The sequence below is a fragment of the Aliivibrio finisterrensis genome, from assembly GCF_008933155.1.
Lineage (GTDB): Bacteria > Pseudomonadota > Gammaproteobacteria > Enterobacterales > Vibrionaceae > Aliivibrio > Aliivibrio finisterrensis.
Genome location: NZ_WBVP01000004.1, coordinates 26,771 through 39,405, shown reverse-complemented (window position 1 = coordinate 39,405; position 12,635 = coordinate 26,771). Strand labels below are relative to the sequence as shown.

Here is a 12,635-nt window from a genome sequence, read left to right as displayed (position 1 = left end):
CATGGCATTTTCACTATAAAAAATGATAGAATCTTCGGCCTTAAAACAGCTTTTTCGTATTTATGTAAAAAGCATATTACTAAAATGTTATGTACTGCGGTTTTCGAATTAACAGTATTAAACCTATTAGTAATGTCGTGTCTTATATAGAATCTTTTTTCCCATAAAATTAGTGCAAGTGCGTATGATTACAATAAAAAAGGGTTTGGACCTTCCTATTGCAGGAGCTCCAACTCAGGTGATTAATGATGGTAAATCCATCACTAAAGTCGCCTTGCTTGGCGAAGAGTACGTTGGTATGCGTCCTACGATGCATGTCCGCGTGGAAGATGTAGTAAAAAAAGGTCAGGTTCTTTTTGCTGATAAAAAGAATCCAGGCGTTATTTTTACTGCTCCTGTAAGTGGTAAGGTTATTGAAATTAACCGTGGTGCGAAGCGTGTACTTCAATCTGTAGTAATTGCAGTTGAAGGCGAAGAGCAGGTTACTTTTAATAGCTATGCAGCAAATGAACTAGTGTCTCTTGATCGTGAAACGATTAAAACACAACTGGTTGATTCTGGTGCATGGACTGCATTACGTACTCGTCCGTTCAGCAAGGTTCCAGCGATCGACTCTAAAACAAAGGCTATCTTTGTTACAGCTATGGATACTAATCCTTTAGCAGCTGATACAGAAGTGATCATTAACCAACAAAAAGAGGCTTTTGTTGCAGGCTTAGACTTATTATCTGTATTAACAGATGAGAAAGTGTATGTATGTAAAAAAGGCGGTAGCTTACCTCGCTCTTCTCAGAATAATGTTGAAGAACATGTATTCGATGGCCCGCATCCAGCTGGTCTAGCTGGTACACACATGCACTTCTTGTATCCTGTAGATACAAAGAATGTAGCATGGAGCATTGGCTACCAAGATGTGATCGCATTTGGTCAACTTTTCTTAACGGGTGAAATTTACTCAGACAGAATCGTATCTTTAGCTGGTCCTGCAGTAAATAATCCTCGTTTAGTTCGTACTATTACGGGTGCTAGCTTACAGGAATTGACTGACAGTGAAGTGATGCCTGGTGAAGTACGTGTTATCTCTGGTTCAGTACTTAACGGTACTCAAGCAGCAGGTCCTCACGCTTATCTTGGTCGTTACCATCAACAAGTTTCAGTTCTTCGTGAAGGACGTGAAAAAGAGTTGTTTGGTTGGGCTGTTCCTGGCAAAAACAAGTTCTCAGTAACTCGTTCTTTCCTAAGCCATGTATTCTCGGGTCAAGTATTTAACATGACGACTACTACTAATGGTAGTGATCGTGCAATGGTGCCAATCGGTAATTACGAACGTGTAATGCCATTAGATATGGAACCAACGATGTTATTACGTGATCTTTGTGCTGGCGATGTTGACAGTGCAGCACGTTTAGGTGCATTAGAATTAGATGAAGATGATCTAGGCCTATGTACATATGTGTGCCCTGGTAAATATGAGTATGGTCCAATGCTTCGTGAGATCTTGGATACCATCGAGAAGGAAGGGTAATCGATGAGCCTATTAAAGTTTATTGAAAAAATTGAACCTAATTTCGAACCTGGTGGAAAGCATGAAAAATGGTTTGCTCTGTATGAAGCAGCAGCAACGCTTTTCTATACACCAGGTTTAGTTACTAAAGGTGGTTCTCATGTTCGTGATAGCGTTGATTTAAAACGTATCATGATCATGGTGTGGTTTGCGGTATTCCCCGCTACATTCTGGGGTATGTACAACGCAGGTCACCAAGCAATCGTTGCTCTTGAGCATATGTATTCTGGTGTTGAGCTAGCTGCAGTTATCTCTGGAAACTGGCATTACTGGCTAACTGAAATGTTAGGCGGTACCATAAGTTCCGATGCTGGCTGGGGCAGTAGCATGCTTCTGGGTGCTACTTACTTCTTACCTATCTACGCAACGGTATTTATCGTTGGTGGTTTCTGGGAAGTATTGTTCTGTATGGTGCGTAAGCATGAAGTAAATGAAGGTTTCTTCGTTACTTCTATTCTGTTCGCATTGATCCTTCCAGCAACACTTCCTTTATGGCAAGCAGCGTTAGGTATTACCTTTGGTGTTGTTGTTGCAAAAGAGATCTTTGGCGGTACAGGTCGTAACTTCCTTAACCCAGCACTTGCGGGTCGTGCATTCTTATTCTTTGCATACCCAGCGCAAATTTCAGGTGACACGGTTTGGACTGCTGCTGATGGTTTCTCTGGTGCAACTGCACTTAGCCAATGGGCACAAAGCGGTCAAGGTGGACTAGTAAATACAGTAACTGGCAACATTATCTCTTGGATGGATGCGTTTATTGGTAATATCCCAGGTTCAATTGGTGAGGTTTCGACTCTTGCTTTGATCCTTGGTGGCCTAATGATTGTTTATATGCGTATTGCATCTTGGCGTATTATTACGGGTGTTATGATCGGTATGGTTGCAGTGTCAACACTGTTTAACTTGATCGGCTCTGATACAAACGCAATGTTTAGTATGCCTTGGTATTGGCACCTAGTTTTAGGTGGCTTTGCGTTTGGTATGATCTTTATGGCTACCGACCCTGTATCGGCATCGTTTACAAATAAAGCTAAGTGGTGGTACGGTATTTTAATTGGTGCTATGGCTGTAATGATCCGTGTAGTTAACCCTGCATATCCAGAAGGTATGATGTTAGCTATTCTGTTTGCAAACCTATTTGCTCCACTGTTTGATAACCTTGTAGTTGAAGGTAACGTGAAACGGAGACTAAAACGCTATGGCAAGTAATAACGATAGCATTAAAAGAACACTCGGTGTTGTTATTGGTTTGAGCTTAGTGTGTTCAATCATCGTATCAACTGCTGCTGTTGTTCTTAAACCTAAACAGCAAGCTAATGCCGTGCTAGATAAGCAAAGCAAAATCATTCAAGTTGCTGGTGTTACTGGTGAAGGCTCAATTCCTGAGTTGTTCGCGGCAAACATTGAGCCACGTCTTGTTGATTTCAAAACGGGTGATTTTGTAGAGACAGCTAAAGATGGTTCTACAGCAGCTAATTATGACCAACGTAAAGCGGCTAAAAATCCAGATGAGTCTGTAAAACTAACTGCTGAGCAAGATAAAGCAAACATTATTCGTCGTGCTAACGTAGGTGTTGTTTACCTAGTTAAAGATGGTGATAAAGTATCTAAAGTTATTATCCCTGTTCACGGCACTGGCTTATGGTCAATGATGTATGCATTTGTTGCTGTTGAGACTGATGGTAATACCATCGCTGGTATTACTTATTACGACCAAGGGGAGACTCCGGGCCTTGGTGGTGAAGTGGAAAACCCAACATGGCGTGCACAATTTGTAGGTAAAAAATTGTTTGATGCAAATCATAACCCTGCAATTAAGATTGTTAAAGGCGGCGCTCCAGCTGACTCTGAGCACGGCGTAGATGGTCTTTCTGGTGCAACGCTAACAGGTAATGGTGTTCAACACACGTTTGACTTCTGGTTAGGCAATGATGGCTTCGGTCCATTCCTTACTAAAGTTCGTAATGGAGGTCTGAACTAATGGCTAGCACAAAAGAAATGAAAAAGAGCATTTTAGCGCCGGTGTTGGATAACAACCCAATCGCGCTTCAAGTTCTTGGTGTATGTTCGGCTCTAGCTGTAACTACCAAATTGGAAACGGCTTTTGTAATGACAATTGCAGTAATGTTTGTTACTGCATTATCTAACTTATTCGTTTCGCTAATTCGTAACTATATGCCAAACAGTGTTCGTATCATCGTTCAGATGACGATCATTGCTTCTTTGGTAATTGTTGTTGACCAAGTATTGAAAGCATATCTTTATGATATATCTAAGCAGCTTTCAGTATTTGTAAGTTTGATTATTACAAACTGTATTGTAATGGGTCGTGCAGAAGCATTTGCAATGAAATCAGCACCTCTTCCATCGTTTATTGATGGTCTTGGCAATGGTCTTGGTTATGGTTTTGTATTGATGACAGTTGCATTTTTCCGTGAGCTTTTAGGTTCTGGTAAATTGTTTGGTGTTGAGGTTCTTCCACTTGTTTCGAACGGTGGCTGGTACCAACCAAATGGCTTAATGCTTCTAGCACCATCTGCATTCTTCTTAATTGGTTTTATGATTTGGGCTATCCGCATTATGAAACCTGAACAAGTAGAAGCAAAGGAGTAGGGTCAGAATGGAACATTATATTAGTTTATTTGTTAAATCGATTTTCATCGAAAACATGGCACTTTCTTTCTTCCTCGGTATGTGTACTTTCTTAGCTGTGTCCAAGAAAGTAAAAACATCGTTTGGCCTTGGTGTTGCAGTAGTTGTGGTTCTTACTATTGCGGTACCTGTGAACAACCTTGTTTATACTTACTTGCTGAAAGAAAATGCGATTGTAGCGGGTGTTGATTTAACATTCCTTAGCTTTATTACCTTTATCGGTGTTATTGCAGCACTCGTACAAATCTTAGAAATGATCTTAGATCGCTTCTTTCCACCTTTGTACAATGCGCTAGGTATCTTCCTTCCGTTAATCACAGTTAACTGTGCAATTTTCGGTGGTGTATCTTTCATGGTACAGCGTGACTATAACTTTGCTGAATCTGTAGTATATGGTCTTGGTTCTGGTATAGGTTGGATGCTAGCTATCGTTGCACTTGCTGGTATTCGTGAAAAGATGAAGTATTCAGATGTACCTCCTGGTCTTCGTGGTCTAGGTATTACTTTCATTACAGTAGGTTTAATGGCGTTAGGCTTTATGTCTTTCTCTGGTGTTCAACTGTAGGGTAAGCACCCAATAATAAGGAATAACAAATGCAAAGCATTATTCTTGGTGTAGCGATGTTTACCATTATTGTATTGGCTTTAGTATTAGTGATTTTATTTGCTAAATCTAAGCTAGTACCATCAGGTGACATTACTATCTCTGTAAACGGCGATGCTGATAAAGCGATCATTACACAGCCTGGTAGCAAACTACTTAATGCTCTTGGTAGCGCGGGTATTTTTGTATCATCTGCATGTGGTGGTGGTGGCTCTTGTGGTCAGTGTCGTGTGAAAGTGAAATCTGGCGGTGGTGATATTCTACCTACAGAACTTGATCACATTTCAAAAGGTGAGGCTCGTGAAGGTGAGCGTCTAGCATGTCAAGTTGCAATGAAAACTGACATGGAAATTGAACTTCCAGAAGAAATCTTTGGTGTTAAAAAGTGGGAATGTACCGTTATCTCTAATGATAACGAAGCGACTTTCATCAAAGAATTGGCTCTTGCTATCCCTGATGGTGAAGAAGTTCCATTCCGTGCTGGTGGTTATATTCAAATTGAAGCTGAACCACACCACATTAAATACTCAGATTTCGATATTCCTGAAGAATATCGTGGCGATTGGGATAAGTTTAACCTATTCCGTTATGAGTCAATCGTAAATGAGCATTCGATCCGTGCTTACTCTATGGCGTCATACCCAGAAGAGAAAGGCATTATCAAGCTTAACGTTCGTATTGCAACTCCGCCGCCAAATAACCCTGATGTAGCTCCTGGTGTGATGTCTTCATACATCTGGTCTCTTAAAGAAGGCGACAAATGTACTATTTCTGGTCCATTTGGTGAGTTTTTTGCTAAAGACACAGATAATGAAATGGTATTCATCGGTGGTGGTGCAGGTATGGCGCCAATGCGTTCTCATATCTTTGACCAACTTTTACGTCTTAAATCTAAGCGTAAGATGTCTTACTGGTATGGTGCTCGTTCTAAGCGTGAAATGTTCTATGTTGAAGATTTCGATGGCCTAGCCGCTGATAACGAAAACTTCGTATGGCATTGTGCTCTTTCTGATCCAATGCCAGAAGATAACTGGGATGGTTACACAGGCTTCATTCACAATGTACTTTATGAAAACTACTTGAAAGATCATGAAGCACCTGAAGATTGTGAATACTACATGTGTGGTCCACCAATGATGAATGCTGCTGTTATAGGTATGCTGAAAGATCTTGGTGTTGAAGATGAAAACATCTTGCTAGATGACTTTGGTGGTTAACCCATTAAAGTAAAAAATATTGGCTGACTCATCACTGAGTCAGCCTTTTTTCGTATTAATGTCTCTATATAACCTGACAAAGTACAGGGATATAGGTTTTGTAAATCTATATTCCTGTGCCTTGTTGCATTATCTATATTTAATTAAGGAGTTGGCAGTGACTGTCAGTTTTACTCATTTAGTAAATAAAGTAAAAACAGCTATTTTGGTATCCTTTGCTCTAGTACTACTTTCTGGATGCGGTGATCAACGTGAACAGGTATACCTGAATGGACCAACCATGGGTACAAGCTATAATATCAAGTTTATAGACCAAGAGGGCTTACCTACCGCTGAGGAAATTCAAACAGAAGTAGATAAAAAGTTAGAATTAGTTAATGATCAAATGTCGACTTATCGTAAAGACTCAGAGCTAAGTCGTTTTAATCAAAGTACTGCTTCTACACCATTTACTGTATCAAAAGATACGGCAACAGTGATTAAAGAGGCGATGCGTCTTAATCAATTAACGATGGGAGCATTGGACGTTACTGTTGGACCTCTTGTTAATTTATGGGGGTTTGGACCAGAAGCTCGCCCAGAAGTTGTTCCTACAGATGAAGAATTAAGTGCTCGTCGTGCGATTGTTGGGATTCAACATCTTAATGTGACAGAAACAACGGTAACTAAAGACATCCCTGAATTATATGTAGACTTATCAACGATTGCGAAAGGTTGGGGAGTTGACGTTGTTGCTAATTACTTAGAAGAGTTAGGCATCACAAATTACATGGTTGAAGTCGGCGGTGAAATGCGTGTTAAAGGCAATAACAAAGAAAATGTTGCTTGGCGTATTGCAATAGAGAAGCCATCCGTTGATGAACGAGCAATTCAAGAAATTATAGAGCCTGGTCACCACGCAGTCGCGACTTCAGGTGATTATCGTATATACTTTGAAAAAGAGGGCGTTCGTTACTCTCATATTATCAACCCAATTACGGGTAAACCAATAGCGAATAAAGTTGTCTCAGTAACAGTGCTTGATAAATCGTCGATGACAGCTGATGGATTGGCAACTGGCCTAATGGTGTTAGGTGAAGAAAAAGGCATGGAAGTCGCAAAACAACATAATATCCCTGTTTTCATGATAGTGAAGACACAAGATGGCTTTAAAGAAATCGCATCTGAAGCCTTTAAGCCTTTTTTGAAATAAGTGAGTAGATAATGAATACTTTTCTAATTACCTTTTTTGTATTCTTAGCGGTTATTGGTGCAATGGCTATTGGCTATATTGTACAACGTAAAGTCGTTAAAGGTAGCTGTGGCGGTCTTGGTGCTGTTGGTATCGATAAAGTATGTAACTGTCCTGAACCGTGTGATGCACGTAAAAAACGTGAAGCCAAAGAAGCCATCCGAGCTGAAAAATTAGCGGCGTGGGAAAAAGATCGTATCGCATAATTTTTTCTTGATGACGAATAATCTTTAAATGAAAACAGCACCTTTGAGTGCTGTTTTTTTTGTTTGGCGATCACTCATCATAATAATACCAATCTACATAAGTATTTGATCATTCTTGCTTGTTAAAATCGATTATATCAGCGTTATAAATTTTGTAATTAGGTCCACTAGTTACTGTAATTTATACCTTGCTCTAATCGATTTTTCCTACGCAATTATCTGAACAACTACTTATCCAGAATGGTATAAGTCGTGATGTAGGTATTAATTATTTGAATCTGAAATGATTCAGCGCTATCATTTAACTGTTTATTTATACAGTTGTGTTGTGTGAGCATAAATATGAAAAACTCGCAGTTAAATACTGAGAAAAAAGGTCGGAAAATAATTCATATAGATATGGATTGCTTTTACGCAGCGGTAGAAATGCGAGATAACCCATTATTACGAAATGTGCCACTGGCTGTCGGCGGGCACGAAAGGCAACGTGGTGTTCTAAGCACTTGTAATTATGAAGCAAGAAAGTTTGGGATACGCTCAGCAATGCCAACGGGAAAAGCATTAAAACTGTGCCCTAATTTAGTCGTTGTACCCGGTCGAATGCAGGTATACAAAGAGGTCTCTCTTCATATTCACCGTATCTTTAAGCGCTATACAGATAAAATTGAACCCCTTTCATTAGATGAAGCCTATTTGGATGTAAGTGATTGCTCACTATTATACGGCTCAGCCACACTTATAGCTGAACAAATCAGAAAAGATATTTTAAATGAGTTGCAACTGACTGCTTCTGCAGGGATTGCACCACTTAAGTTTTTAGCTAAAATTGCTTCCGATCTTAATAAACCCAACGGGCAATATGTTATTACCCCAGAGAAGGTAATGAGTGAAATAAAGGGATTACCGTTAGAGAAAATTCCCGGTGTTGGTAAGGTGAGTTTAGAGCGGCTACACCAATTTGGTTTATATACGTGCAATGATGTGCAACGATGCGAACAGCGAGAGTTATTGTTAAGGTTTGGAAAAATGGGGGCTTCACTTTGGAAGCGTTCGCATGGGATTGATGAGAGAGAAGTTATTACTGAACGGAATCGAAAATCAGTAGGAGTAGAGAGAACGTTTACTCATAATATTCATTCTTTTGAAGAGTGTTGGTCGGTGATTCAGACTAAATTATACCCAGAGCTAGAAAAACGTTTACTTAAAGCGAATGGTTCTTTAGGTATTGCTAAGCAGGGGATTAAAATTAAATTTGCTGATTTTCAACAAACAACAATTGAGCATGTTCATTCCAGTCTTACCTTACCATTTTTTGAAGAGTTACTTATCGAAGTGTTAGAAAGGCAAAAGAATCGAGAAATTAGACTGATAGGAGTAAGTGTTATGCTTAAAGATAGAGAGGTTTTTCAGCAATTAAGTTTGATTTAATAATTTATTGTAGCAATGTTGTTACTTGTGTTTGTAAGGTGAGATATATTGTGTGCTGCGGGTTTTTGTTTTCGACGTCTTTGTTATTAATTGTTTAGATGTTTGTAATGTAAGGTTTTTTTGTAGAGCTTATAAAATAAGCAATATATAATCTCGTTTCAAAATTTGTAAGATAATTATTATATAGAAACGGTTGTTTATGAAGTTTACAAAATATGCGTTGGCGTTAAGCTTGGCTTTCCCAGCAGTAGCGAATTCAGCTCCTTTACTTTCTTTAGATACGTTAACCAATCAAGAGAAAATTCAACAAACCAATGCATGGTTAGAGATTGATACTAAGGCTTTTCAACATAATATTGATACGCTAAAACATACCTTATCAGAAGGGACTAAAGTGTGTGCAATTATGAAAGCAGATGCTTATGGTAATGGTATTGAAGGCCTAATGGCATCTGTGATTGATCGCAATGTTGAATGTATCGGTATTACTAGTAATGAAGAAGCACGTATTGTTCGAGCTAAAGGCTTCGAAGGCGAAATCATGCGTGTACGCGCTGCAACACCAAATGAAATTCAATCAGGTCTAGAATACCAAATTGAAGAGTTAATTGGTTCAAGTGAGCAAGCTAATACCATTGCTAAATTAGCAAAAAAAAATAATACTATTATTCCAGTACACTTAGCTCTAAATGCTGGTGGTATGGGACGTAATGGTTTAGATCTGACTCAGTTACAAGGTAAAAAAGAAGCGTTAAATATTGCCTTTAATGGTCATGTTAATATCGTCGGCATTATGACTCACTTCCCAAATGAGTCAGTTGAAGAGATCCGTACAAAGCTGAACTTATTCAAACAAGAAAGCCAATGGTTGATTGATGAAGCTCAGTTAAATCGTGAAAATATCACTCTACACGTAGCAAACTCTTACACTACAATTAACCTACCAGAAGCACATTTAGATATGGTTCGTCCTGGTGGCCTACTTTATGGTGATATGCCAAGTAATCCAGAGTACAAGCGCATTGTTCGCTTTAAAACCTCTGTGGCATCTTTAAATTACTTACCAAAAGGCAGCACTATTGGCTACAGCAGTACTTATGTATTGGGACGTGATTCTATTCTAGCTAACCTACCATTAGGCTATTCTGATGGCTACGTACGCTCTATTGGTAATAATGGCTACGTATTAATTAATGGCCAGAAAGCAAATGTAGTGGGTGTGACGTCTATGAATACCACTATGGTAGATGTTAGCGATATTGCTGATGTTCAACCAGGTGATGAAGTGGTTCTTTTTGGCTCTCAAAATGAAGAGACGATTGAAACTAAAGAAATGGAAGCATTTAGCAGTCGTAGTATGCCTGAGCTATACGTTATCTGGGGTTCTACCAACCCGAAAGTATATTTATAATATCTGTTCTATTGGTATAAACAAAAACGGTCAGCATGTGCTGACCGTTTTTTATTAACAAGTAATAAATTATTTCTTAGGGATATTTTCTAAGATAGCTACCATTTGCTCCCAATAAAGAGCAACGGTGTCAATTTTCACTTTCTCATCTGGGGAGTGAGGGAACTTGATTGTTGGACCAAATGAAATCATATCCATTTCTGGGTAAGGCTTTTTAAATAGACCACATTCAAGACCTGCGTGAATAACCATAATATTTGGTTTGTTTCCGTAAATACCTTCATAAACATCACGGAAAACATGCATGATTTCAGAGTCAGCATCAGGTTTCCAACCAGGGTAAGTCCCTGAGAAAGTAACTTGTGCGCTAGCCAGTTCTGCAACAGATGAAAGCATACCTTCAACCATGCTACGCCCTGAATCCATCAGAGAACGGATAAGGCATAGAATAGTAATAGAACTTTCGTCAGTGGTAATAACGCCAACATTTAAAGACGTTTCTACAACACCTTCAATATCATCGCTCATACGGATGACGCCGTTTGGACAGGCATTAAGAGTAGCAATAAAGCGTGCTTGAGTTACTGACGTTAATGTATTTTCAGTAGATGCTGCTTCATTGAATGTAACAATATCTGTTTCAACACGGCCTAATTCTTCTTTTAATAACTCAGTATAAAAAGTGAATAATTCAGCTAGTTTCGCTTCGTTTTCAGCGGGTACGGCTACTGTTGCAAATGCTTCGCGAGGAATAGCATTACGTAAGCTACCACCACGGAATTCTACAAGACGTAAATCAAGCTCAGCAGCGTGTCCAGCAAGGAAGCGACCTAATAATTTGTTTGCATTACCACGGCCAGTGTGAATATCACAACCTGAATGACCGCCTTTTAAGCCTTTTAGTGTAATTTGACGAGTTACATAACCACTAGGTAATGCTTCACGCTCGATATTCAATTTGATTGAACCATCAGCGCCGCCAGCACAGCCCATGTAGATCTCGCCTTCTTGCTCTGAGTCGGTATTTAAAAGGACATCGCCTTCTAACCAACCACCTTCTAGACCGAAAGCGCCAGTCATTCCCGCTTCTTCATCAATAGTAAGTAAGACTTCTAATGGACCATGTTTAAGCTCTTTTGAAGCAAGCACAGCCAAGCAAGAAGCCATCCCCATACCATTATCAGCACCAAGAGTAGTTCCTTTAGCGGTTACCCACTCACCATCAATGTAAGGTTGAATCGGATCTTTTGTAAAGTCATGGTCGGTATCTTCATTCTTCTGTGGAACCATGTCGATATGCGCTTGAAGTACAACCCCTTTACGATCTTCCATACCCGCGGTCGCTGGTTTTTTGATAAATACATTACCCGTAGGATCACGACGTACATCTAAACCTTCACCTGTTGCCCATTCAATAATGTATTGAGCGAGCGCTTCTTCATGCTTAGACGGGTGAGGGATAGAGCAAATTTTATCGAAAAACTGCCAAAGTGGTTGAGGGGTTAGTTGACTGATCTCAGACACAAGGATCTCCTTTTGAAAGCATTATTTATTTAGAAATGCTCTATTCATTTGAGTTATTGGTTGTTAATTAAAACAAGTATACCTATGAATTTAGCTAATTACTCTGTTTGATATTGCAAATACATTATCAGAAGTCATGAAGAAAGTACGAGAAATAGAGTGTTTTTTTAATAGCAAAAATTAAAGTAATAAAATTACATAACGTTCGATACTAAAGAGAGGGTTAATTTAATAAGTGTGAGCTGCGTCATGTTTTTGTTGTAATTAAATTTCATGGTGGTATAGTTAACTCATCTGCTGTTACAGCAAGAAAGAAATGCTCAAAGGATGAGTCCGATTTATCGCCTCCAAGGAACCGAGATCAATTTTAATGTTAAAAACTATCAATTGATAAGGTGATGTTATGTTTTGTTTAAGTTCTTCAAGTTTCTGGAATCAACGCTCTGTTTATACAAGTCAATTCGTATACCCAGCTTGCTTTGGTTACTAATAAAACTTCGGTTTTATACAGTAAAGTAATACCCCTATAATTGGAATTCAATTAACCCCATTAAGGGTGACTTAATTCTCCGCCAGCCAAATCATTTGGGTGGCGTTTTTTTTATCTAAATTTTCTGCTTAAATCTCTTCAAAACCCTCATCTCTATTTTAAGATACTGACTTTAAATAAAAAAAATTAATTATTAGAACAAGGCATTCACTTTATTTACTATTTACATAGTAAAAGGGTAACTATCGCTAGAAATTCCTATAATTCCTCTTTATAATCCTCAGCCAATCGATTACGCAAACGTTTAG

The 12,635-nt window shown here is 38.9% G+C and carries 11 protein-coding genes; 10 read left to right on the top strand and 1 reads right to left on the bottom strand.

What is annotated here, in order from left to right; genetic code table 11:
* Positions 1-184 precede the first annotated feature (184 nt).
* The 10 genes from F8B77_RS17870 (at position 185) to alr (ending at position 10,313) form a co-directional block, all read left to right on the top strand.
* Positions 185-1,525: a Na(+)-translocating NADH-quinone reductase subunit A gene (locus F8B77_RS17870; RefSeq protein ID WP_208846078.1), complete on the top strand. Its 1,341-nt coding sequence runs from the start codon at positions 185-187 to the stop codon at positions 1,523-1,525.
* Positions 1,526-1,528: 3 nt separating this feature from the next.
* Positions 1,529-2,773 (top strand): NADH:ubiquinone reductase (Na(+)-transporting) subunit B, encoded by a 1,245-nt coding sequence (locus F8B77_RS17865; RefSeq protein WP_208846076.1) that lies wholly within the window; start codon positions 1,529-1,531, stop codon positions 2,771-2,773.
* Positions 2,763-3,545: a Na(+)-translocating NADH-quinone reductase subunit C gene (locus tag F8B77_RS04705; RefSeq protein ID WP_151654192.1), complete on the top strand. Its 783-nt coding sequence runs from the start codon at positions 2,763-2,765 to the stop codon at positions 3,543-3,545. The genes F8B77_RS17865 and F8B77_RS04705 overlap by 11 nt, the downstream gene beginning before the upstream one ends.
* On the top strand, positions 3,545-4,177 hold the full coding sequence (locus F8B77_RS04700) for an NADH:ubiquinone reductase (Na(+)-transporting) subunit D (RefSeq protein WP_151654190.1): 633 nt from the start codon (positions 3,545-3,547) through the stop codon (positions 4,175-4,177). The genes F8B77_RS04705 and F8B77_RS04700 overlap by 1 nt, the downstream gene beginning before the upstream one ends.
* A 7-nt stretch (positions 4,178-4,184) precedes the next feature.
* The gene (gene nqrE, locus F8B77_RS04695; RefSeq protein ID WP_151654188.1) at positions 4,185-4,781 is read left to right on the top strand and encodes an NADH:ubiquinone reductase (Na(+)-transporting) subunit E; all 597 of its coding nucleotides are present in this window, start codon (positions 4,185-4,187) and stop codon (positions 4,779-4,781) included.
* Positions 4,782-4,810: 29 nt separating this feature from the next.
* Positions 4,811-6,037, top strand: a complete 1,227-nt coding sequence (gene nqrF / locus F8B77_RS04690) for an NADH:ubiquinone reductase (Na(+)-transporting) subunit F (RefSeq protein ID WP_151654186.1) — start codon at positions 4,811-4,813, stop codon at positions 6,035-6,037.
* A 157-nt stretch (positions 6,038-6,194) separates the two neighbouring features.
* Entirely contained in the window at positions 6,195-7,229 is a 1,035-nt protein-coding gene (locus F8B77_RS04685) for an FAD:protein FMN transferase (protein WP_151654184.1), read from the top strand.
* Positions 7,230-7,240: 11 nt separating this feature from the next.
* On the top strand, positions 7,241-7,474 hold the full coding sequence (gene nqrM / locus F8B77_RS04680) for a (Na+)-NQR maturation NqrM (RefSeq protein ID WP_130044761.1): 234 nt from the start codon (positions 7,241-7,243) through the stop codon (positions 7,472-7,474).
* A 342-nt stretch (positions 7,475-7,816) separates the two neighbouring features.
* Positions 7,817-8,902 carry a DNA polymerase IV gene (dinB, locus tag F8B77_RS04675; RefSeq protein ID WP_151654182.1) on the top strand — a complete coding sequence of 362 codons (1,086 nt, stop codon included), beginning with the start codon at positions 7,817-7,819 and terminating at the stop codon, positions 8,900-8,902.
* A 199-nt stretch (positions 8,903-9,101) separates the two neighbouring features.
* Positions 9,102-10,313, top strand: a complete 1,212-nt coding sequence (alr, locus tag F8B77_RS04670) for an alanine racemase (RefSeq protein ID WP_151654180.1) — start codon at positions 9,102-9,104, stop codon at positions 10,311-10,313.
* A gap of 69 nt (positions 10,314-10,382) precedes the next feature.
* Here the strand turns inward: alr and F8B77_RS04665 are convergent, their stop codons facing one another.
* A complete protein-coding gene (locus F8B77_RS04665; RefSeq protein ID WP_151654178.1) occupies positions 10,383-11,837 on the bottom strand; it encodes an aminoacyl-histidine dipeptidase in 1,455 nt (484 codons plus the stop codon).
* Between the last annotated feature and the right edge of the window lie 798 nt (positions 11,838-12,635).